Raw genomic sequence first — 22,548 nt, 5'->3', positions numbered from 1 at the left:
AAACGCCCACGCTTATCGGCTGTATATTTTTAAGGAACCGAAACCAGAATTTCTTCTTTGTTTCAAACTCTACCGCAATCAGCAGAGCCTCGAATTCTAACAGGTTTTTTTAAGTCCTGTCAAACTTGAAGGTCTTTCGCTTTTTTGATCAACTGCCACTTTCAGCAATCAACCCAACCAGCGAAGCCTCGAATTATATACCGAATTTTTACCCGGCCACAACTCAAAACCAACCTTTCTTGTCAGACACTCCAGACAACTTGCATCGCCCTTCCCTCCTGCCAAGCCCGCTAGTATAGACCACAAACCCCTGCAACGTAGGAATTCGATGACAGGAAGATGTCTATTTCGGCTCTCATGGCGTAAGAGCGAAGACATTTAAAGCTAGCCCGGATAATTGAGCTATGGCACTTATTACCTTACTTGACGCCCAACTGGCCTTTGGGCATGTTGCACTACTAGACCATGCTGGATTTTCTCTGGAGGCGGGTGAGCGTGTCGGACTCATCGGGCGCAATGGCGCTGGGAAGTCATCACTGCTGAAGATCCTAGGCGGCCTTGCCAAACCTGATGACGGAGCCATGCAGCTTCAGCAAGGCCTTCGAGTTGCTTATGTTGCACAAGAGCCTGCGCTCGAGATGAGTGCCAGTGTTTTTGCCGCTGTGTCCGAAGGGCTACAGGCGGTCGCGCAGCTGAGAGAGAAATATCTTTCTGGCGAACCTGGATTGGATCTCGATGTTTTGCAGTCCCAGATAGAAGCGTACGACGCATGGAACTGGGAGCAACGAGTGGAAGAGACCCTTCAGCGCCTTCGCCTGGATGCCGATTCCATCGTGAGCACTCTGTCTGGGGGCACGAGGAAAAGAGTGGCGCTCGCCCAAGCTTTAGTTACCCGTCCCGACGTGCTACTGCTTGACGAGCCTACCAACCATCTTGATCTGGACTCAATTGAGTGGCTTGAAGACTTGTTGACCGATTTCAAGGGAAGTGTGATCACCATCACGCACGATCGCTCATTTCTAGACAGAGTAGCCACAAGAATCGTCGAGCTTGACCGGGGGCATCTTCGTTCCTATCCAGGAAATTTTGCTCAATACGTTATTCAAAAAAGTGAGCAACTTGCGCAAGAGGCAGTCATCTCTGCAAAAGCTGACAAGCTACTTGCACAAGAAGAAGTTTGGGTTCGAAAAGGGGTCGAGGCACGAAGAACCCGGAGCCAGAGTCGCATTGGGCGCCTTGAAGCTTTACGTGCTGATCGCAATGCTCGAAGAGAAGTGCTAGGCAGCGTAAAAATGGACCTCGCATCAGGCGCACAGAACGGTTACCAAGGAAAAATCGTCGCTGAACTCTCAGATGTCAAAAAATCTTTTGGCGATAAAGCGATCGTCAAAGGCTTCACTGGGACGATCCTGCGTGGCGACAAGGTCGGCTTGATTGGCCCTAACGGGGCTGGAAAGACCACGCTTCTAAAACTCATCCTCGGCGACTTAGCGCCCGATGAAGGTACGGTTCGGAGAGGTGGCAAGTTACAGGTCGCGTACTTCGATCAGATGCGCCACTCCATCAACTTAGATGCAACCCTTGAGGACTTCATCAGTCCAGGTAGCGAATGGATTGAAATTGGTAGCCAGCGTAAACACGTCAAAAGCTATCTCGGGGACTTTCTCTTCTCTCCAGCTCGCGCACATTCTCCGGTGCGATCTCTTTCGGGGGGCGAACGAAACCGGTTGTTGCTAGCACGCCTCTTCGCACGTCCTGCCAACGTGCTGGTACTTGACGAGCCCACGAACGATCTCGACATCGATACGCTAGACCTGCTCGAGGAGTTGCTTCAGATGTACGACGGCACGGTATTTCTGGTAAGCCACGATCGGACCTTCCTAGACAACGTGGTCACCAGCACCATTGCTTACGAAGGAGATGGGCTTTGGCGAGAATACGAAGGAGGGGTTCAAGACTGGCTTACTCAATCGCGTCGTAGCCGAGCACTCAACGCCATTGCCCCGACTACCGCGAAAGCTTCTGCCGGGCCGGTCGTGACGGAATCACTGAAGAAGCCAGAGCAGCAAGCGAAAAAGAAGCTGAGCTACAAGGAGCAACGAGAGCTAGAACAACTTCCCACGCAAATCGCTGCGCTTGAAGCAGAACAGCAAACCATCCAAGCGGAATTGGCAGATGGTTCCTTGTATGTAAAAGACGGCGCTAAAGCTGCATCGCTCCATGCTCGCGAAGGCGAGATCGAAAAACAGTTGATGCTTTCCTTGGAGCGTTGGACTGCTTTGGGTGCTTGATTCAAGCAGTGAGGAGCCGAAGATCAGATGCGATGGTGCAATCGGTCCGTCGCTCCCCGCAGCCGGGCAATCAATGCTGATGCAATTTGCGTTAAGGGCAATACCTCGTCCGCAGCACCATGAGCGATGGCTTCGCGAGGCATGCCGAAAACAATGCAGCTGGCCTCATCCTGCACGTAGTTATAGCTACCCGCGTCTTTCATTTCTCGCATTGCGGCAGCTCCGTCATTTCCCATACCCGTAAGCATGATGCCGAAGACATTGCGCCCTGCTACAGCAGCCGCCGACTTGAACAAAACCTCTACCGATGGCTTATGCCTGTTGACAGGAGGCCCATCGTCGACAACGGCAACATAGTTGGCTCCACTGCGGGCAAGGTGAAATTGTTTTCCGCCGGGTGCGATGTATGCATGACCCGGCAAAATCCGCTCTCCACTCGACGCCTCTTTCACGGTGATCTGGCATAGACCGTTGAGTCTTGCGGCAAAACTCGTTGTGAAGCCAGGCGGCATGTGCTGGGTAATGACGATCGCAGGCGAGTCCGCAGGCATTTGCATCAACACTTCGCGGATAGCCTCAGTTCCGCCGGTAGACGCGCCAATACAAATCAACTTCTCGGTGGACAGGCGGCCCAGAAGTGTCGTTGTATGGGTTGGAGCGTGGGAGCCGTCCGGCGTAGAGATGGCCGGAGAATGAGCGCGAGCCGAATCCTGAACAGGGGCCCTTCGTACCCTCGCAACTGCCGCGACACGAATCTTCTCGACGATCTGCGTTGCCAGTTCATTCAATCCAGTGGACAAACCAACCCGGGGTTTGGCCACAAAATCCACAGCACCGAGTTCCAGTGCCTTCATCGTCACCTCGGCACCTCGCTCGGTCAAGGTGGAAATCATGACGACGGGCATGGGGCGCAGCCTCATGAGGCGACCCAAGAAGTCAATACCGTCCATGCGCGGCATCTCAACGTCCAGCGTAATGACATCGGGATTCATTTCCCGAATCATTTCTCGTGCAATCAATGGGTCATTGGCGGTTCCAATGCACTCCATATCACGCTGGCGATTGATGATTTCAGCCAGCAGGCTACGCACCAGCGCCGAATCGTCCACCACGATCACTCGGATCTTCCTGCTCATTCCCTCGTGTCCTTGTTCATTTCTCAAAAGAGGTCAACCGACCCGCCGGCGGTGGCCTTCGCCACGGTCGCAGCATTGCCTCGAACCTCTTGCTCCACCAGCGTCTCGGGGTGCGCATGGGCGAGACGCTTGACCATGGCTTTACCCGTCACGGGAAAGAAGACGACCTTGCGTGGATAGATGTCGAGCACATCTTCCGAAACGATCGGTATGCGCTCCGTCTGCAGGTAATTCAGCACGAAGCTCGTATTGCGCTCTCCAACGTTCATGGTCGTGAAGTTGTGCATCACTTGAGCGCCTCCAAAAATTTTGGCCTGCATACTTTCTCGCCGCGCGCCCAGCTTCAGCATTTCATTGATCAAAAGTTCCATGGCGTAGGAACCATAGCGACCAGACACATCCGAAGAATCTCCGTCTGGGAGCATGAAATGGTTCATACCACCGATTCGGCTGCGGCTGTCCCAAAGGCAAGCTGCAATGCACGAACCGAGAACGGTCATGATGACCAAATTTTCATCCGATACGAAGTACTCGCCTGGGAGCACCTTGACTGCGTTGTGCTGAAAATGATGATCGAAGAAAAAAAATGAAGCCTCGCCCGGGCGACGGGACTGTGACTTGAGTTCTGCCAGGCTGGACTGTTTCGTAACTGCGGCTGACGTTCCGGTATAGATATCAGCACTCAGCGGAGCGATCCGTGGAGCACGCCGACGCTCAACGCCACCCCCAAGGGCAGAAGGCGGCGCACCAGCGGGAGGAGGAAAGCCAGGTCGGGTATTGGTCATGGGGCTTCTTACAAGACTGTCCGTTCAACGGCGCTCGTACACGGTCTTGCCGCGCAGAGTAAAAAGATCACGTGACTCACTGAAGTTTTCGGCATGTCCCACAAACAGCATGCCTCCAGGTTTCAGCACGCGGTGGATACGCTCCAGCACTTTGCGCTGGGTGGGCGCATCGAAATAAATCATGACATTGCGGCAAAAAACGACGTCGAACGGCTCTCGAAAGGGCCAGTCGTCGCGGATCAGATTCACGCTCAAAAAGTCGATGCTTCGACGCAACTCCGGCTTGGCGCGGGCAAAGCCCGCATTGGAGGCTTTCCCCTTGAGGAAAAATCGCTGGAGGCGTTCGGCACTTAGACCTTTCACGCTATCAAGCCGGTATACGCCTTCTGCAGCAGTAGCCAACACGCGGGAATCAATATCGCTAGCCGTCAACTTGAATGCGTTATGGCTGCTCAACGACTCCATCGCCGTCATGACGATGGAATATGGCTCTTCACCCGTGGAAGCAGCATTGCACCAGACGCTCCACGGGCCAGCCGGCCGTGTACGAAGAAGATTGGCAAAAATCTCGAAGTGATGCTGCTCTCTGAAAAAAGCAGTGAGATTGGTCGTCAGAGCGTTGACGAACTCTTGCCACTCGGGACCGTCGTGGGTCTCCAACCAACTCAGATACTCGTGAAAACTCGTGTGGCCGGTGTCGCGCAACCGACGAGATAGGCGGCTGTACACCATTGCATGTTTACCGTCGTGCAGGCTGATGCCTGCCCTTTGGTAAATCAATGCCTGAACGCGTGAGAAATCTGCATTGGTCCAGACGAACTCTCGTCCCTGCGCCAACGGCCCCGATGTCGCTGCGCTCGGTGATTCAACTGCGCCTCGTGCAGAAGGAGAGTGACTGGAGGTCTGGCGCATGTTGCTTTTCACTTCACAAGTTCGGTGGTTCGCATGCCAGTTTTACTGACAGGGCAGGTCATTCAAGCCTTCGCAGGTTGCGCAATGCCGGCCTGTCTATCTCAGTCGTTGGAAGAGACCAGACCCATGTCCATGCTGGCCATCAGCTTTTCGATATCCAGCAGGATCAGCATGCGTTCACCCACTGATCCCAAGCCAAGAATGCAGTTGCTGTCGATCGTACTTTCCACGTCAGGAGCAACACGGATCTGATCAGACGCCAACTCCATTACGTCACTCACCGAGTCGACTACGATTCCCACAACCCGATTGCGCAAGTTCAGAATGATGACGACTGTGAAACTGTTGTATTCCGCTTTGGAACAACTAAATTTCAGACGCATGTCGACGATGGGAACAATGGTGCCACGCAGATTTGTCACGCCCTTGATGAAATCTGGCGCGTTCGCAATGCGCGTTGGCGGCTCATAGCCTCGAATCTCCTGCACTTTCAGGATGTCGATTCCATATTCTTCCTGGTCGAGCCTAAAGGTTAAATACTCCCGGGCGCCAGAGACAGTCGCTTCATTGGTTTTTTCCATCACTCCAGCCATGAGGGCTCTCCTTAAATCAATGGGTCACGGGTTCAGTGACGAGCACGTCGCACCAAGGCACCGGTGTCCAGGATCAGCGCCACAGTGCCATCGCCAAGAATGGTGGCACCCGACACATTGGGAACTTTGCGATAGTTGGTTTCCAGATTCTTGACCACCACCTGGTGCTGACCGAGCAACTCATCCACCAACAAAGCGACCCGGCTGCCGTCCGCTTCTACCACCACCATGATGTTGCTGGACTTGTTCTGGTCCAAGCGAGGAACCTGAAAGGTTTTCTCCAGCGCAATGACCGGCATGTATTCATCCCGAACCTTGACGAGTTGGGAGCCTTGCGCAACGGTATTGACGTCATCCGGATTGACCTGGAATGACTCGACGACTGAAGAAAGAGGAAGAATGTAGACTTCTTCTCCAACCCCGACCGACATGCCATCCATGATGGCCAGCGTCAGAGGCAGCCGGACGGAAACGCGCATTCCGTACCCCTCCGCGGAGTCGACTTCCACCGAACCGTTGAGCGCCGCGATGTTCCGCTTCACCACATCCATGCCCACACCGCGCCCCGACACATCGGTGACCTCGTCGGCAGTAGAGAAACCAGGCGCAAAGATCAGTCCCCACACATCTGCGTCTGTCATCTGATCAGACACGTCCAGGCCGCGTTCTCTGGCCTTGCGCAGGATTTTCTCGCGTGACAAGCCTCGGCCGTCATCCCGCACTTCGATCACGATGGAACCCCCTTGATGGGACGCCGACAGCGTAATCGTTCCATGCTCGGACTTGCCTGCGGCAAGCCGATCCGCCGGCATTTCAATGCCATGGTCACAACTGTTGCGAACCAAGTGCGTCAAAGGATCGGTGATTTTCTCAACCAGGCTTTTGTCCAGTTCCGTGGCCTCGCCCAGCGTGACCATCTCCACCTTCTTGCCCAGCTTGTTCGCCAAATCTCTGAGCATTCGCGGAAAGCGGCTGAAAACGATCGACATGGGAATCATGCGGATCGACATCACCGATTCCTGCAGGTCACGTGTGTTGCGATCCAGATCGGCCAGCCCTGCAAGCAATTGCTGGTAGGCCCCAGCGTCGAGTCCCCGGCTGTTTTGGGCCAGCATGGCCTGAGTGATCACCAACTCGCCGACCAGATTGATCAGCTGATCCACCTTGTTCACCGCCACACGAATGGTGGTGGACTCCATCTGCGCTTGGCTGACGGCCTTCGGCTCTGCAGCACGGGCCGCATTGGCAGGCTTGGCAGAAGGCACGTCCGCTACATTGCCCGCCGGCACCACTGCTTGATCGCCAGGCATTCCAGGAGAACCGTTGAAGAATCCGTAGGGTGCTTCAGCAGATGCTTCTGACCCCACTCCGTGCAGCAAAGCCGCCTCAGGATCCGGGTCTGCCTCCGCGCCTACGCCCTCACCATTGATCTTGACCTGATCTTTGGACACGTGAAATGCAAACAGATCCAACAGATCGTCGTTGGTCGAAGTCGTTTCGACCGCAAACAACCGGAAACCCGACTCAGCGGAAGGAACATCGCGGATCGAACCCAGCCCTGGAATATCGCGGAACAATTCCTTGATGGCATCGGCCTGCTCCAATCTGTCCAGCGGACCGATCCGGATCTCCAGCGATCGCGCACTTCCTGGTACAGGTGCCGCAGCAGAGAAAGAAGGTGCAGCCACAGCAGGCGCAGGTGCCGGCGCTGGCGGCGGTGGGGCAGCGATCGCTACGGATTCCTCAGGAACCTTGCCAGCCGCCAAATCGCTGATGCGGCGGACCAATTCCGCGGTAGATACCGCCTCGCCCTGACCGCCCGCCTGGTGGCGTGCCAGCAAGCTGCGGGATGCATCGGCAGACTCCAGCAGTACATCCACCATCTGTGGAATAGGCTGGAGTTCATGGCGGCGCAACCGATCCAGCAGCGACTCCATCTGGTGGGTCAACTCCGCTACGTCGGAGAATCCGAATGTAGCCGCTCCACCCTTGATGGAGTGGGCGCATCGGAATATTCCGTTCAGCTCTTCATCATTGGCAGCGCTCAGATCCAGATCCAGAAGCATGTGCTCCATCTGATCCAGGTTTTCGCCCGCCTCCTCGAAAAAGATTTGATAGAACTGACTGAGATCGAAGTCCGCGCCGCCGCCCGCGCCTTCTTGGTAGGTATCCGCCATTTAGGGGCTCCAGTACTTGAGTTATCTGCGCGCGATTGCGTTAACGAATCACTTTTTGAATGACTTCAATCAGGCGGTTCGGGTCAAAAGGTTTGACAAGCCATCCCGTGGCACCTGCGGAGCGTCCGGCTTGCTTCATCTGATCGCTCGATTCCGTGGTGAGAATCAGAATGGGAATGGTCTTGAACCGGGGATGCTCACGCAGCTTTCGGGTCAAGCCGATTCCGTCGAGCCTTGGCATGTTCTGATCAGCCAGCACCAGATGGATGTCATGGGTTTCGGCCTTCTCGAGCGCATCCTGCCCGTCCACCGCCTCCACCACGTGATACCCCGCCCCAGTCAGGGTGAAGGACACCATCTTTCGCATGGACGGTGAATCATCAACGGCGAGAATCGATTGCATGTAGGGCTCCACTCACTTGAATATATAAAGTAACCGGTTACGGGCGCGTGCTCAGAACAGGTCAATAGATCCTGCGTCCATTTCGCTCTGCGTGACAGGATTGGGACGGTCGGGTGCCATTTCGGCGAAAGGTGCGGCTTCTTCGCCTTCTTCTGTGCCCATGGCTTCGGAGGCCAAGCGGAAAGCACAGCCCTGGAGCACCTTCGTGGTGTGCCAGATCAATTGGGAAGCCATGTCTTGGAATTGCAATTCGGTCACCGCGCTGCGCAAAGCGGTTCGCAGAGCGGCCAATTCGGCGGAGTTACCCACCACGTCATCGGTCAATGCGCCATTGGCTTCGCCGAAACGCGCCAGTAGATTGTCGGTGGCGTGGCTGAGGAGGCCTTCCAAACGGTGTAGATCATGCATGACAACCAACAACGAATCCTGCAATTCTGCGGCCACCATGACTGGCACCTGAACCCCTGGGCCGCCAGGGCTAGTTAGCGTAGATTGCATCGTTTCTCCAGAGCTGCAAGCGGCTGCAAGGCACACAAAATCCAATCCAAGACGCTGGTGACGAAGTCATCAGCAACACGTCCATGCAAACCATTCTCACGGCTTTCGTCGGTGACCGCCGCAGGGGACAAACACCCTTGTTTGTTCCAATATGTATCCTATGATAGCGTTCCCCATGACATCAGGAGTAACGGATCGACCCTTGCGCATCCTGCATCTAGAAGATTCTGTAGCGGATCATGAGTTGGCCTGTATTACGTTGCGCCGCGCCAACGTGGTGTATGAAATCCACCACGTAGACACCCTTGATACGTTCATACAGCAGCTAGAGGCAGCGTCGTTCGATCTGATCCTTGCGGACTACCGGCTGCCAGGCTTTACCGCGCTCGATGCCTGGCGTCTGGTGGCGCAACGGGAGCGCCATCCTCCATTTGTGTTGCTTTCCGGAGCCATCGGAGAAGCGGCTGCAGTCGATGCCATGCGGTTGGGTATTGCCGACTATCTTCTCAAGGACGACATGTCGAGGCTGCCCCACGTCATCGATCGTGCCATCGAAGTGCATGAGGCCAGGCGAGCTCGTGAGCAGGCCACCGCTGAATTGGCGGCATCCGAACGAAGGCTTGCTGAACTCACTGAACATCTGCAGAGCTCGATTGAAAAGGAACGCGCCGCGATAGCCCGCGAGATTCACGACGACATCGGTGGCGCATTGAGCGCGGTCCGCTTCGATGTAGGCTGGATCAGCCGGCATGCGAAAGATGACGGCACCCAGGCCCACGCTGCAGCAGCGACAGAGATGCTGCAGCACGCGATCGAAGCCAGCCAGAGAATCATGATGAATCTCCGGCCTCCTATCCTGGACCAGGGTCTGGTCGCCGCAGTGCAATGGTTGGCCGAGAGTTTTGAGCGACGCACCGGTATTCCCACCAGGGTACACACCAGCAAAGACACCATTCATGTGGATGCGGCCATTCAACTCGTGGCCTATCGCACCGCGCAGGAAGCACTGACCAATGTCTTTAAATACGCCGATGCTAGGCAGGTGGGTGTAGATTTGTCGGACAGCGAGGGCGTGCTGACGTTGGAAGTCACGGACGATGGCCGCGGAATGGAGCCTGCCATGCGGGAAAAACCCAAATCTTTCGGGCTCAAAGGTCTTCAAGAGCGAGCACGCATCGTCGGGGGCTGGCTCGACATCAGCAGCCATCCGGGCCGTGGCACGGCTGTCATCCTGTCAGTGCCGCTGACACCCCAGAATATTTCGGAGGAGGAGGCGCCATGATGATTCAGGTCGTACTTTGCGATGACCATGCAGTCCTGCGACGGGGCATTCGCGACACGCTGTCGGAGGCGCCGGATATCCAGGTCACTGGCGAAGCCGGCGGCTATTCTGAATTGCGGGATGTCTTGCGCACAGCCCCCTGCGATGTGCTGCTGCTCGACTTGAACATGCCGGGCCGCAGTGGCCTGGAGGTATTGGCCAGTCTTCGAGAGACGGACTCCGCCGTGAAAGTTCTCGTCGTATCGATGTATCCGGAGGACCAATACGCACTGCGCTGCCTGCGTGCCGGGGCGCAGGGCTATGCCAACAAAGCGGGAGATCCCGTGGAGCTGATCGAAGCGGTTCGAACCGTGATGAAAGGGCGCAAGTACCTTACCCCCGAGGTGGCGCAGATGCTTGCCGACAGCTTGGCGCAACCCAGCCCCGAGTTGCCGCATGAAGCTCTATCGGAAAGGGAGTTGCAAACCCTGGTGAAAATCGCCTCCGGCAGGCGCCTATCCGACATTGCGGAAGAACTTATGCTCAGCCCCAAGACAGTCAGCGTGTATCGCTCTCGCGTGTTGGAAAAACTCAAGCTCTCGAACAACGCAGAGTTGACGGTTTACGCCATTCGCAATCAACTCGTCTGAATGGCCGGGCGCTGCGCTACCGCTGCGAAGCGAAGAGGTCGATGGACTGCTGCATCAAGGCCATGACCGGTTGCTCCAGCATGGGCAGCGTTGCGGCAATGCCTAAAAGGCCCACCGTCAGAGTGACCGGAAAACCAACGGCATAGATATTCATCTGGGGCGCAACGCGCGAAATGATCCCCATCGCCATGTTCACGAACAGCAGGAGCGCGATCATGGGCAACGCGATCCACAAAGCGCTGGAGAAAAGCGACGCACCCAGATCGTGCAAACGCAGTTGGCCCAGCGCCTGCATGAAATGGCCATCCACGGGAAAGCTGTCAAAACTCTTCACCACGGCCATGAGTACCATCAGATGCCCGTTGATCACCACGAACAGCAGCATGGCCATATGCCCGAAAAAGCGGGCCACGGCACTCACCTGCGTGTTGCTGGAAGGATCGAAGAACGAGGCAAAGTTCAACCCCATTTGCAGGCCGATGACTTCTCCCGCGAGCTCGACAGCGGTGAACACGAGCCGCACCGCAAAACCGATGGCGGCGCCCACCGCCAGTTGCTGCGCCACCGCACCGAGCGCTTCACGGCCGTTGACGCTGATGACCGGCTGTTCGGGCAACGCGGCCTGCGCGCACACCGAAATGAGGAAGGCCAGCCCTATCTTGACGCGCATCGGTATCACACGCATCGAAAACACAGGCGCCACCATGAACATGGCCAGGATGCGCAAGAAAGGCCACAAGATCGGTGACAGCCATGCCACCAGTTGCGCCTCTGAAAAGGTGATCACGACACGACCGAAGGAATGGATTCGATGGTTCTGCGAATGAAGTCCACCAGCGAGGTGATCATCCAGGGACCGGCGATGGCGAACACCACCATGGCCGCAATCAACTTGGGCACGAAAGCCAAGGTCGCCTCATTGATCTGGGTGACGGCTTGAAAGATGCTGACCAGCAGGCCCACCACCATCACGGCGCCCAATACCGGCATCGAAATCATGAGCAGCAGGGTCAGGGCATCGCGCCCCATTGTCAGAACCATCTGCGAGGTCATGCGCACTCCTCAGGTTGCAAAGCTGGCGGCGAGAGAACCGATCAGCAGGTTCCAGCCGTCGGCCAGCACGAACAACATCAATTTGAACGGCAACGCGACCAGCACGGGGGACAGCATCATCATGCCCAGCGACATCAGAATGCTGGACACCACCATGTCGATGACGAGGAAGGGGATGAAGATCATGAACCCGATCTGGAACGCGGATTTGAGTTCGCTGGTCACGAACGCCGGCACCAGCACACGCAAGGGTGCCGTTTCAGCCGTGGCGCCAGGCTGCAACTTCGCCAAGCGTGCGAACAGGGCGAAGTCAGACTGACGCGTTTGCTTCAGCATGAAAGTCCGCATGGGTGCCTCCGCTTTTTCCAGGGCCTGCTCGAACGTGATGGTGTTCGCGGTGTAAGGCACATAAGCATCCTGGTACACGCGATCAAAGGTCGGCCCCATCACGAAGAACGTGAGGAAAAGCGACAACCCCACGATCACCTGATTCGGCGGCGCGGACTGCGTCCCGATGGCCTGGCGCAGCAGCGATAGCACGATCACGATGCGGGTGAACCCCGTCATCATGAGCAGTACGGCCGGCAGAAACGACAGCGCCGTAAAAAACAGCAGCGTCTGGATGGGCACCGAATAGCTGGCGCCGGCATTGCCGGTTCCCACCAGCACGGGCAACGAGCCTGCCGCTGCCTGTGCAAACGCCGCGGGGGCAGCCGCCGTCGCTGTGGCCGCTACCGCCCAGGTGCTCCAGGCGCGCAAGCGATCAGACATTACGGGGCGCCTCTTGCTCTCTCAACCGGGCTGCGGCAACCTCCTCCGCAAAGGAAGCGGTTGGCACGGTTCCGGCGCTGACCCGCGCGGATGAGGGATCGATCACGTGAAGGCATCGAATCTGTTGGGCCGTTACGCCCAGGACCAACCAGGTCCGCTGGTGTTCCGGGCCCACTTCCACGGTGATCACACGCTGCTGCGGACCGATGCCAACCGTCGACACGACCTTGGAGGCCGCAGTGGCTGCGGCCCCGAGTCCAACGCCATGACGTTGTTGCAGGCGCCGAATCCACCAAGGCAGCGTCGCAATAGCCGCCACGAACAGAACGACGATGACCAGCGTCTGCGTCATGTTGCCGCCTGCGCTATCCACGGCTGACCCTTCGCAAGCGCTCTGAAGGCGTGACCACATCGGTCAAGCGGATACCGAACTTGTCGTTCACCACCACGACTTCGCCTTGGGCGATCAGGTAGCCGTTGACCAGCACATCCATGGGTTCGCCCGCCAACGCATCCAGCTCGACCACCGAGCCCTGAGCCAGTTGGAGGATGTATTTGATCGGCACCTTGGTTCGGCCCAGTTCCACCGACAGCTGAACCGGAATGTCCAGCACCATGTTGATGTCATTGACCGGAGAGTCGGCGTTGCCGGAAAAAGGTCGTATGGGGTCGCCCGCCAACGGTCCGCCCTGATCGGCAGTGCCCGGTTCGTCGGTGCGCTTTTGCTCTTCCAGCGCTTCGGCCCAGCCTGCGAACGGATCGTCCGCGCTGGCATCCTTGTTGTCGTTATCGCCTTCAGTTGACATTCTTTTCTCCCAACCAGCTCATGTCGGAATTGCGCAGGCATTCCTCGATGCGGATGGCGTATTTCGCGTTGTGCGTGCCGTACTGGCACTCGAAGATAGGTACGCCTCCGATGGAGGCGAGGATGCGAGGCTCCCGGTCGAGCTCGATGAAATCGCCCGGTTTCATGGCTAACAACTGTTCCACCGTGGCATCGGCCTTGGCCAGTTCGGCCACCAGCGTCACCTCGGCGGCCTGGATCTCGCGGGTCAGCACCCGCACCCAGCGGCGATCCACTTCGATGGAGTCGCCCTGGGTGGATGAATACAGTACGTCGCGAATGGGCTCCAGCGTCGCATAGGGCATGCAGATATGGATCGCGCCGGACAGGTCGCCGATTTCAAGCTGGAACGCCGTAGACACCACGATTTCGCTGGGCGTGGCGATGTTGGCGAACTGGGGCTGCATTTCCGAGCGCTGGTATTCCAGGTCGAGCGGATAAATGCCATGCCACGCCTTCTTGTACTCGGCGCAGATCACATCGACCAAACGGTTGATGACCCGTTGCTCGGTCGGGGAAAAATCCCGCCCTTCGATGCGCGTCTGAAATTTGCCCACGCCGCCGTACAAAGTGTCGATGATGCCGAACACCAAGGAGGGCTCGCACACGATGAGGCCGCTGCCGCGAAGGGGACGGATGGCAACGATGTTGAAATTGGTCGGCACCGCCAGTTCGCGCAGAAAAGCGCTGTAACGCTGCACGGACACGGTTCCGACCGAAATTTCCGGACTGCGGCGGATGAAATTGAACAGGCCGATTCGGAAGTTGCGTGCAAACCGCTCGTTGACGATTTCCATCGTCGGCATGCGGCCACGCACGATCCGCTCTTGGCTGGAAATGTCGTAATTGCGAACCGCGCCGGTCTCGGCCACTTCCTCGACCGACTTCTGGCTTTCGCCGGTGACACCCTCCAAAAGGGCATCGACCTCTTCCTGCGACAGAAATGAATCACTCATGGCAGTCTCCCGTCGCCGTCACTGGATGATGAAACTGGAGAAAAGGACCTGCCGCACGGGATTCGTATCGGCAGCGGGCTTGGCGCGTGGCGCTTCTTCCTCGTCTTCGGCCTCTTGGCTGGCCGGGCGTTTGCGGGGCTTGGGCACCGTGAACCCCAGGGGTTTGGAGACTTCACGCCGGATGTCGGTCGCCAGCTTTTCCTTGCCTTCACGTCCCAGCAGTTCTTCGGAGGTGCGCTGCGACACCAGCATGAGCACCGCGCTGCGGATGCTCGGCAGATAGAGCTTGACCTGCTCTGCGGTTTTGGCATCGGCCAGTTCCAGCGTGATGCCGATCTGCGCAAACCGCTCACCACCCGGGTCCGCCAGATTGACGACCATGTTGTCGATCGGCAAGAACGTGGGCGCCACCTTCGGCGCAGCCGGGGCATGCGGCTTGGCCTCGGCCCCTTCTTCGTCGTCGGCAGCATGGCGGCTGCTCATGACGAACCAGGCAGCCGCCCCGCCAGCAATGACCAGCAGGGCAACGACCACACCGATGATGAGCATCTTCTTGCTCTTGGCCTTGGGCGGCGCTGCGGCGGCAGGATTGGCAGACACGTTGGGGTTCCTTGCGCAACAAATTCAGGAAATGGCGGCACAGCAAAGGCAGCACATGCGGCGCACTTCGCTCGATGGCCCCATTATTGGGCGCCCTGGCTTTCGATAATAGCCAGAATAAAAGCCCAAAACCATGGCTTTCAGCCACGTAGGGCCGGCGCTACCTCTGAACCGGTGCCAGAACCGTCGCCACGATTTTGTAACGCGTGACGCTCAGCCGGCCAAGAACGCAACCCGCCTGCAGCCTCAGGCGAACACGTCCAGGGCTCTGGTAGAGGCTGCCGTACTTTTCATGCCGAGGCCGTTTACGCTGACACCTGTGGCCGCCTGGACCTGGGTGTGGCGGGCAGTACCATCGCGATCCGGCGGCGAGCGGCGGCCATCTCCCGCCGAAGCGCTGGCGCCCTCGCTGCCTGATTGGCCCACGGTCACGCCGGACAACTCCAGCCCCTCGCCGCGGAGCAGATCCCGCAACTGCGCTGCACTGGCGTCCAACCACTCGCGCGTTTGGGCCTGGTCGCTGCGGAATGTGACATGCGCTTCATTGCCGGACAGCGAAACCATGACCTCCACCGGCTGGCCGTCGCGGTCGATAGTGAGTTCGGCGTTCTGCGTGTTCTGGTGGACCCAGTACGCAACCTGCTCTGCAATCTGATCTTCCGCCCCCACTTGCGAAGGGTCAGCCAGTACGCCGGTGCCGTCCGTAGCGATCGGCGCATCGCCCATGGAAAAGCCCATGCCGCCCTCGGCGCCGGAAGCGCCGCCCTGTGACGACGGATTCCCAGAGCCCTGCTCGCCGCCGCGCTCCGAGCGAAACGCCACCGCCTCTGCCAACACCCCTGCGACAGGAGCGGGCGATAAGGCATCGCTGGTTCCCCGCGCAAACGCGGGACCACCAGCCGCGCCAGCACCGTCACGCCGATCGGGCGCGATGGAGGCGACGGCCGAGGCCAACACACTGGGCATTTCTGCCGACGAAAGCTTTCTGTCTTCTTTCCCCAATGCACTGCGCAGGGCTGATGCACCCACAGCGCCCCCAGTGGTATCCAGGCCCATGGCAGAACCAGCAGCCGAGGAAAGCCTCGCCTGCAGTCCTTTGTACGGCGCGGCGCCCGGCGCTGTCGGCGCAGGTGCATCGGACAAGTCCGTGGCTCGGTCCATCCACGCGGTTTGCCCCACCAGACTGCCGGAATCCATCAAACTGCTGAACGCGGTGTGCCACGGTGTGCTGATGCTCGCCAGCGAAGCCGCGGAAAGCGATTGGCCCACGATCCCCTGTGACGCACTGCCCTGCGCCGGCAGGGCGCCTTGTGCCTGAACAGACAACTGCCCGGGCAATGCCCCTTGCAGGGCAGCCAGCGTGGCCGGGTCGCCGGACACAGGCAAGGCAGCAGCATCGGCCGTCATGGACAAAGGGGAAAGCCCGGCGCCGGCATCGGCAGTCAGCGACCCGGGAGCAACATCCGTGGCCTGGGTATCCATGGCAGCCAGCAGAAGAGAAAAACCGCCCTGCCCTGCTGCCTGCTGCGTTCCGTCTTGTGCTGACGTGCCCGCTTTGCCGGCAGCGCGGGCACCGCGCGTTTCGTGGGCGGTATGCGAGCTGTTGATGCGTGTTGGTTCCATGTTCACCACTCCTGCGGCCCCTGATGGCCCTGGGTTGCGTTTTCCTTGCCGAACTGCAGCGCTGCGCGCTCGTCGGTTTGCTTCTGATCGCGGCGCGCCTGGAGCCTGTCCATCTCCAGTCGCCGCTTTTCGACCACTTTCTTCAGTGCCGCCAGCCGTAATTCGGCTTCCAGCACGGCCCGGGTGGCGTTCTCGACACGTCCGGACTGATCGCCCACCACTCCGGTCTGCAGCCCGATGGCGTGCGCGAGCCGGTCCATGAACTGATAGTGGTGGTACATGACCTCGGGCTTCACCGTAGTGTCGGCCTGTGCGCCCCAACGGCCTTGTGTTTCCAGCGAATAGCCTTCCAGCTGCTGGAGCTGCGCCTGCGATGCCTGGCGCGCCCGCTGCACGTCCTGCAGCACCTGCCGCGCCTCGTCGCGCTTGCGCTCGGCCATCTCGACCGCCACCAGGAACGCATTCAAGGAAGACATGGAAGGATCACCCCAGGCCCATCAATGGTTGACCACCGAGGCCATGAACCCCAGGCTTTCGCCCATGGGAGCCGCTTCGAACATGTTCTGCTGCAGGAAGTCGGCCATGGCCGGCTGCAGGCGGATCGCCTCGTCCAGTGCAGGGTCGGAGCCGCTCATGTAGGCGCCGACCTGGATGAGGTCGCGGCTCTTCTGGTAGCGCGAATACACCGCGCGAAACCGCCGCGCCAACTCGAAGTGTTCGCGCGAAACGACGTTGTGCATCACGCGCGAGGCGGATTGTTCGATGTCGATGGCCGGGAAATGCCCCGTTTCCGCCAGCGCGCGGGACAGCACGATGTGCCCATCCAGAATGGCGCGCGCAGCGTCGGCGATCGGGTCCTGCTGGTCATCGCCTTCGGAGAGCACCGTGTAGAAGGCAGTGATCGAGCCCACTCCGTGCAATCCGTTGCCGCTGCGCTCCACGAGCGCAGGCAGTTTGGCGAAGCAGCTGGGGGGATAGCCCTTCGTGGCCGGTGGCTCCCCGATGGCCAGAGCGATCTCGCGCTGCGCCATGGCGTAGCGGGTCAGCGAATCCATGAGCAGCAACACGTGCTTGCCCTTATCGCGAAAGTGCTCGGCGATCGCCGTGGCATAGGCTGCACCCTGCATGCGCAACAGGGGCGGCGCATCGGCGGGCGCAGCCACCACGACGGCGCGGCCCCGGTCTTCCTCACCGAGGATGTCCTCTACGAATTCCTTGACTTCGCGGCCGCGCTCGCCGATCAGGCCGACGACGATCACATCGGCCTGCGTATAGCGCGCCATCATGCCCAGCAACACGCTCTTGCCCACGCCAGAACCTGCGAACAACCCCAGGCGCTGGCCGCGCCCGACGGTGAGCAACGCATTGATGGCCCGCACGCCCGTGTCCAGCGTTTCCCGGACGGGATCGCGGTCCATGGCATTGATCTGGCGCCGGTCCATGGGCTCCGAAGTCACGTTCAGCACGGCACCGCCATGGTCCAGCGGCACGCCCTGCGAATCCACCACACGCCCCAGCAACCCGTCGCCCATGGGCAGACGCAGCACGCCGGCCGTCGGCGATGGCCGGCGGCTCTCGCCCAACCGAGGCTGGGGCACGTAAGCGGCCGCAGGAACGACGCTCGCCCCGCTCGACAGCCCATGGATATCGCCGGCCGGCATCAGAAAAGCGCGATCGGCCGAGAACCCGACCACTTCCGCCAGTACCGGTTCGTGCCCAGGCATCTTCACCATGCACTGCGAACCCACCGGCATGCGAATGCCGGCAGCCTCGAGCACCAGCCCCGTCAGCCGGGTGAGCGTTCCGCGGGTTTCCAGCGGCGCACCCTGCGCCACGCGGGCCCGCGCATCCGCCATGAACTGGCTCCAGGCGCTGTCCGCAGGAAGCGCCGAGCCCGCTTCGGCATCCGCACTCGAAGGCGCTTCAACAGCGGAAAGCGAATCAGCCATGGTCTTCATCCTTGCCGGCGTCCCAAGGCGACGACAGGCCCAGCGATGCGATGGCACGCTCCCAGCGACGGCCCAGCGAGCCATCGATCACCGTGCCGGCCGACTCGACGAAACAGTCGCCTTCGGCCACGGCCGCGTCGGGCAGCCACTGCACCTTGGCACCGGCATACGCTTCGCTCAAGGGTTTTTCCAGCACGTTGAAATCCGCCGGGTTCATGCGCACCGTGGCGGGGCGGCCTTCAGCCACCAGCATGCCCAAAGCCTCACGCACCACCGGCAGCAAGGTGAGGGGCTGACCTGCCAGTTCCTGGCGGATGACCTGGCGGGCGATGTCGCACGCCAGCTGAAGCACTTCCTGCGCGACGTGCTGCTGCATGCCGGCCAGGCTGGCATCCGCCGCCTGCACCGCCTGCTCCAGCCGCTGAGCGACTTCGCGGCCTTGGCCTGCGATGTAGTCGTCCATGCGCTGCTGCCATTCCAGCCCGGCCTTTTCTTCGCCATGGGCCTGCCCCTGTTCGAAGCCTTCGGCACGCGCGGCCTCCAGGGCCGCCAGATGGGTCGGCTCGTCGAAAACCACCGGCAGCGGCTCAGGCTCGGGTTCCGCCACCGGAGGCAGCAGGTCCGACCCGTCCACGGCGCCGAACTGCCATTGCGTGACGTCCCCGACCTCTTCGCTCGGGATGAAGCGGCTGTAACTGCGAGGGTTATACGAATGCGTCATCACCGCCGCCTCCGATCACGATCTGGCCTTCATCCGACAGGCGCCGCACCGTCTTGAGAATTTCCTTCTGCTGGGCTTCCACTTCGGACAGCCGCATCGGACCGCGCGATTCCAGGTCTTCGCGCATGGCTTCGGCAGCACGGGACGACATGTTGGCCAAAAACTTCTCGCGCAACTCGGGCACAGCACCCTTGAGTGCCACGATGAGGGTTTCGGACGCCACTTCCTTGAGCACCGTCTGGATCGCACGGTCGTCGAGCTTGAGCACGTCGTCGAAGACGAACATCTTGTCCATGATCTTCTGGGCCAGATCGGGGTCGTACCCGCGGATCGACTCCAGCACCACGCTGTCCATGTTGGAGCCCAGCAGGTTGATGATTTCGGCCGCGGCCTTGACGCCACCCAGCGAGCTCTTGCGGATCTTGTCGCCGCCGGCGAGCACCTTGAAGAGCACCTCGTTGAGGTCCTTGAGCGCGGTGGGCTGAATGCCTTCCAGCGTGGCCACCCGCAGCAGCACTTCGCTGCGCTGCCGATCAGTGAGCTGCATGAGCACGGCGGCCGCCTGCTCCGAATCCAGGTGCACCAGAATGGCCGCGACGATCTGCGGGTGCTCGTTGCGCAGCAACTCGGCCACCGACAGCGGGTCCATCCACTTCAGGCTTTCGATCCCGGACACATCGCCGCCCTGCAAGATGCGGTCGATCAGCAGCGCGGCCTTGTCGTCGCCCAGCGCGCGCTTGAGCACCGCCCGCACGTAGTTGCTGGTGTCCGACACCAGCAGGCTCTGGGCAGCGGCGTCACCCGAGAAACGGTTGATGACCGAATCCACCTTCTCGCGCGAGACGGAGCGCATGCGGGCGATGGTCTCGCCCAGTTTTTGCACTTCCTTCGGCGACAAATGCTTGAAAACCTCGGCGGCTTCCTCTTCGCCGAGGGACATCAGCAAAATCGCGGCATCGTTCAGGCCTTGGTCATCCATGGAAAGCTCGTGGTTTCATGCGTCGGTCGGAAATCATCGCATGCGTTGCATCACGACTCGCCGTTAACCCACGTCTTGAGAATGTTTGCCACCGCCATCGGGTTCTCCTTGGCCAGCACACGGGCTTCTTCAAGGCGCAGTTGCTCGGGCGTCTGAACCGCGTCCTCGGGCTTGGTCGGTGCGGCCAGCGCGGGGCGCTGGGGCTCTTCGGCCTCGATGGCATCCAGCTGGCCGCCTTGAGCCACCACCGGAATGGCACGTGGCTTGCCCATGCCCTTGATGGCGGGGCGCACCAGTCCGAGCAGCACCATGGCGGCGAACAGCGACATTCCCACCGGCCAGCCCAGGCTCTTGGCCAGTTCGATCATTTCAGGCTGCTTCCACAGCGGCAGGTCCACCACGGGCGTGACATCCACCAGAAACGGCGTGTTCATCAGGTTGACGGAGTCGCCACGGTCCTTGTTGAAGCCGATGGTTTCGCGCACCAGCGCCGTCATCTGCTCCAGTTGCGCGGCCGACAGCGCCTTGTTGGTCGGCGCCTTGCCAGCGCCTTCGGCCACGGCCTGGTAATTGACCACCACCGCCGCGCTCACCCGCTTGAGGGCTCCGCTGCCACCGCGCGTCACACGGACCGTCTTGTCCACTTCGTAGTTGGTGATGGACTCGCGTTTTGCGCCCGTTCCCTGAGCGCCCTGCTGGCCGTTCGCGGTAGTCGGGGCGGGATTTGCGCCGTTGATGGGCGCCGTCGAAGGCTGGGGCGGCTGGTTGCTCGTTGCGCCAGGCACGCCGCTGGGCGGCTGGTTGCCCTGGGCACCGCCGCTTTCCACGACCTGCTGGCTGCGCACCGCACTCGCGTCGGGCGTCTGGTTAGGGCGGTGCTGCTCGGACGTGGATTCGGTCTGGCTGAAATCGACCTCGGCCGTGACCTGCGCCTTGACGTTGTTCTTGCCCACCACCGGCTCGAGGATGTCCAGAATGCGGCGGGTGTATTGCTGCTCGATCTGCTGCACGTAGCTCAGCTGCTGCGCATCGACGCCCGAGCCCGCTGCCGTGTCGGGCGATTGGGACAGCAGCTTGCCGGTGTCGTCCAGCACGCTCACGGCCGCCGGAGACAGCTCAGGCACGCTGGAGGCCACCAGGTGCACGATGCCGGCCAACTGGGTGCGGTCCAGAAAACGGCCGGGAAACAAGCTAAGCAGCACGGAGGCCGAAGGCTTTTGCTGCTCCCGGAAAAATCCGTTCTGATTGGGCAGGGCCAGATGCACGCGTGCGCTTTGCACGGAAGACAGCGCCTGGATGGAACGGGTGAGTTCGCCTTCGAGGCCGCGCTGGAAATTCAGACGTTCCTGGAACTGGGTCACGCCGAACCGGTTCGTCTCCATCAATTCGAAGCCCGTCACCGAGCCCTTGGGCAAGCCTTGGGTGGCCAAGCGCAACCGCACGTCGTGCACGCGGTCGGCAGGAATCAGGATGGCGCCACCGCCCTCCGCATACTTGTAAGGCACGTTCATCGTCGAGAGCTGGGCCACGATGGCGCCGCCATCCTTGTCGCTCAGGTTGGCGAACAGCACCCGGTAGTCCGGCTGGCGACTGAACACAGCCGCAGCGATCACCGCAGCGATGAGCAGCACCATGCCGGCACCCAGCCGCATCCGCTGGCCCCGTTCGAGCGCGGAAAACCGCTGCATCCACGAAGGGTTGGCGGGAGTGATGACAGGGATTTCAGCAACTGCGGACATGGTGCTTTCCAAAAGGACCGACCCGGCAGAGGGTTGGCGTGGGGCGATTATTGGACGAGCCCGGTTCCCGCATCGCCGAGATAAGGCCGTCGTTTCACCATCTATTCCCCAGGATGAAGCGCCGCGGCGCCCCTAGGATTGCACCATCCCGCCATACCTTCGGACACAGCCATGGACCTCCGCATATCAAGCCCCACCACGCCACTAGCAGGCGCTGGCCTGGCGCGCCGTGCCACGGCGCCGCAGGACTCTCAGGAAGTCGGTTTTTCCTCAGCGCTCAAGGGAGCCCTGCAGTCAGTCAGCGCCTCGCAGAACAAGGCAGCGGACTTGCAAAAGGAAGTGCAGATGGAAAACCCGGCCGTGAGCCTGGAAGAAACCATGGTGGCGATCCAGAAGGCCCAGATCGGGTTTCAGGCCACGCTGCATGTACGCAACCGCATGGTTCAGGCCTACACCGACATCATGAACATGCAGGTGTGATGCCTGACTGCAAAACGCATTGAAAGCGCGCCCGCGCCATTTGCTATTATTTTCATAGCGCACTGCCGTTGATTTCATTGCGCTAGAGGCCAATTTGGCTGATATAGCCATCAGCTTGCCTCGTTCA

Annotated in this window: 24 protein-coding genes; 4 read left to right on the top strand and 20 right to left on the bottom strand. The window is 59.9% G+C overall.

Annotated elements, in window-relative coordinates; all coding sequences use genetic code 11:
* Window positions 1–404 precede the first annotated feature (404 nt).
* Window positions 405–2,291, top strand: coding sequence for an ATP-binding cassette domain-containing protein (locus BLT03_RS20960; protein ID WP_092745711.1), 1,887 nt, complete (start codon window positions 405–407; stop codon window positions 2,289–2,291).
* A gap of 23 nt (window positions 2,292–2,314) precedes the next feature.
* Here BLT03_RS20960 and BLT03_RS20955 read toward each other — a convergent pair whose 3' ends face one another.
* The 7 genes from BLT03_RS20955 to BLT03_RS20925 all read right to left on the bottom strand — a co-directional run bounded on the left by BLT03_RS20955 (window position 2,315) and on the right by BLT03_RS20925 (window position 8,795).
* Entirely contained in the window at window positions 2,315–3,427 is a 1,113-nt protein-coding gene (locus tag BLT03_RS20955; protein WP_092745710.1) for a protein-glutamate methylesterase/protein-glutamine glutaminase, read from the bottom strand.
* Between the two features lie 23 nt (window positions 3,428–3,450).
* Window positions 3,451–4,212, bottom strand: a complete 762-nt coding sequence (gene cheD / locus BLT03_RS20950) for a chemoreceptor glutamine deamidase CheD (RefSeq protein WP_092745709.1) — start codon at window positions 4,210–4,212, stop codon at window positions 3,451–3,453.
* Window positions 4,213–4,236: 24 nt separating this feature from the next.
* Window positions 4,237–5,124 (bottom strand): CheR family methyltransferase, encoded by an 888-nt coding sequence (locus tag BLT03_RS20945; protein ID WP_092745708.1) that lies wholly within the window; start codon window positions 5,122–5,124, stop codon window positions 4,237–4,239.
* Window positions 5,125–5,225: 101 nt separating this feature from the next.
* Window positions 5,226–5,717 carry a chemotaxis protein CheW gene (locus BLT03_RS20940; RefSeq protein ID WP_092745707.1) on the bottom strand — a complete coding sequence of 164 codons (492 nt, stop codon included), beginning with the start codon at window positions 5,715–5,717 and terminating at the stop codon, window positions 5,226–5,228.
* A gap of 32 nt (window positions 5,718–5,749) precedes the next feature.
* Complete coding sequence (locus BLT03_RS20935; protein ID WP_092745706.1) at window positions 5,750–7,894, bottom strand: chemotaxis protein CheW; 2,145 nt, start codon at window positions 7,892–7,894, stop codon at window positions 5,750–5,752.
* A gap of 40 nt (window positions 7,895–7,934) precedes the next feature.
* Complete coding sequence (locus tag BLT03_RS20930) at window positions 7,935–8,297, bottom strand: response regulator (RefSeq protein WP_092745705.1); 363 nt, start codon at window positions 8,295–8,297, stop codon at window positions 7,935–7,937.
* Window positions 8,298–8,348: 51 nt separating this feature from the next.
* Window positions 8,349–8,795, bottom strand: a complete 447-nt coding sequence (locus BLT03_RS20925; protein ID WP_092745704.1) for a hypothetical protein — start codon at window positions 8,793–8,795, stop codon at window positions 8,349–8,351.
* Between the two features lie 160 nt (window positions 8,796–8,955).
* Here BLT03_RS20925 and BLT03_RS20920 point away from each other — a divergent pair, with 160 nt between their 5' ends.
* A complete protein-coding gene (locus BLT03_RS20920; protein ID WP_092745703.1) occupies window positions 8,956–10,077 on the top strand; it encodes a hybrid sensor histidine kinase/response regulator in 1,122 nt (373 codons plus the stop codon).
* On the top strand, window positions 10,077–10,706 hold the full coding sequence (locus BLT03_RS20915; RefSeq protein WP_092745722.1) for a response regulator: 630 nt from the start codon (window positions 10,077–10,079) through the stop codon (window positions 10,704–10,706). Before BLT03_RS20920 ends, BLT03_RS20915 begins: the two co-directional genes overlap by 1 nt.
* Before the next feature lie 16 nt (window positions 10,707–10,722).
* Here BLT03_RS20915 and fliR read toward each other — a convergent pair whose 3' ends face one another.
* From fliR to fliF, 13 genes are all read right to left on the bottom strand, one after another.
* Window positions 10,723–11,493: a flagellar biosynthetic protein FliR gene (fliR, locus tag BLT03_RS20910; protein ID WP_092745702.1), complete on the bottom strand. Its 771-nt coding sequence runs from the start codon at window positions 11,491–11,493 to the stop codon at window positions 10,723–10,725.
* Complete coding sequence (gene fliQ, locus BLT03_RS20905; protein ID WP_092745701.1) at window positions 11,490–11,759, bottom strand: flagellar biosynthesis protein FliQ; 270 nt, start codon at window positions 11,757–11,759, stop codon at window positions 11,490–11,492. Before fliQ ends, fliR begins: the two co-directional genes overlap by 4 nt.
* Window positions 11,760–11,768: 9 nt before the next feature.
* On the bottom strand, window positions 11,769–12,530 hold the full coding sequence (gene fliP, locus BLT03_RS20900; RefSeq protein ID WP_092745700.1) for a flagellar type III secretion system pore protein FliP: 762 nt from the start codon (window positions 12,528–12,530) through the stop codon (window positions 11,769–11,771).
* Window positions 12,523–12,882 (bottom strand): FliO/MopB family protein, encoded by a 360-nt coding sequence (locus BLT03_RS20895; RefSeq protein WP_092745721.1) that lies wholly within the window; start codon window positions 12,880–12,882, stop codon window positions 12,523–12,525. The genes fliP and BLT03_RS20895 overlap by 8 nt, the downstream gene beginning before the upstream one ends.
* Before the next feature lie 13 nt (window positions 12,883–12,895).
* Complete coding sequence (fliN, locus tag BLT03_RS20890) at window positions 12,896–13,336, bottom strand: flagellar motor switch protein FliN (RefSeq protein ID WP_092745699.1); 441 nt, start codon at window positions 13,334–13,336, stop codon at window positions 12,896–12,898.
* Window positions 13,326–14,330, bottom strand: coding sequence for a flagellar motor switch protein FliM (gene fliM, locus BLT03_RS20885; protein ID WP_092745698.1), 1,005 nt, complete (start codon window positions 14,328–14,330; stop codon window positions 13,326–13,328). Before fliM ends, fliN begins: the two co-directional genes overlap by 11 nt.
* A gap of 18 nt (window positions 14,331–14,348) precedes the next feature.
* Window positions 14,349–14,930 carry a flagellar basal body-associated FliL family protein gene (locus BLT03_RS20880; RefSeq protein WP_245711487.1) on the bottom strand — a complete coding sequence of 194 codons (582 nt, stop codon included), beginning with the start codon at window positions 14,928–14,930 and terminating at the stop codon, window positions 14,349–14,351.
* 246 nt (window positions 14,931–15,176) lie between these two features.
* Window positions 15,177–16,412 carry a flagellar hook-length control protein FliK gene (locus BLT03_RS24930; RefSeq protein WP_245711486.1) on the bottom strand — a complete coding sequence of 412 codons (1,236 nt, stop codon included), beginning with the start codon at window positions 16,410–16,412 and terminating at the stop codon, window positions 15,177–15,179.
* A gap of 143 nt (window positions 16,413–16,555) precedes the next feature.
* Complete coding sequence (fliJ, locus tag BLT03_RS20870) at window positions 16,556–17,029, bottom strand: flagellar export protein FliJ (protein WP_092745697.1); 474 nt, start codon at window positions 17,027–17,029, stop codon at window positions 16,556–16,558.
* Window positions 17,030–17,050: 21 nt separating this feature from the next.
* On the bottom strand, window positions 17,051–18,409 hold the full coding sequence (gene fliI, locus BLT03_RS20865; RefSeq protein ID WP_245711491.1) for a flagellar protein export ATPase FliI: 1,359 nt from the start codon (window positions 18,407–18,409) through the stop codon (window positions 17,051–17,053).
* A gap of 85 nt (window positions 18,410–18,494) precedes the next feature.
* Complete coding sequence (locus BLT03_RS20860; RefSeq protein WP_092745696.1) at window positions 18,495–19,223, bottom strand: FliH/SctL family protein; 729 nt, start codon at window positions 19,221–19,223, stop codon at window positions 18,495–18,497.
* Entirely contained in the window at window positions 19,207–20,202 is a 996-nt protein-coding gene (gene fliG, locus BLT03_RS20855; RefSeq protein WP_092745695.1) for a flagellar motor switch protein FliG, read from the bottom strand. The genes BLT03_RS20860 and fliG overlap by 17 nt, the downstream gene beginning before the upstream one ends.
* Window positions 20,203–20,252: 50 nt before the next feature.
* On the bottom strand, window positions 20,253–21,941 hold the full coding sequence (gene fliF / locus BLT03_RS20850; protein ID WP_092745694.1) for a flagellar basal-body MS-ring/collar protein FliF: 1,689 nt from the start codon (window positions 21,939–21,941) through the stop codon (window positions 20,253–20,255).
* Between the two features lie 171 nt (window positions 21,942–22,112).
* Here fliF and fliE point away from each other — a divergent pair, with 171 nt between their 5' ends.
* Window positions 22,113–22,421 carry a flagellar hook-basal body complex protein FliE gene (fliE, locus tag BLT03_RS20845; RefSeq protein ID WP_092745693.1) on the top strand — a complete coding sequence of 103 codons (309 nt, stop codon included), beginning with the start codon at window positions 22,113–22,115 and terminating at the stop codon, window positions 22,419–22,421.
* The last annotated feature ends 127 nt before the right edge of the window (window positions 22,422–22,548 follow it).

Source organism: Paracidovorax valerianellae (genome assembly GCF_900102625.1).
GTDB lineage: Bacteria > Pseudomonadota > Gammaproteobacteria > Burkholderiales > Burkholderiaceae_C > Paracidovorax > Paracidovorax valerianellae.
This window is presented reverse-complemented; position numbering and strand designations above follow the sequence as displayed.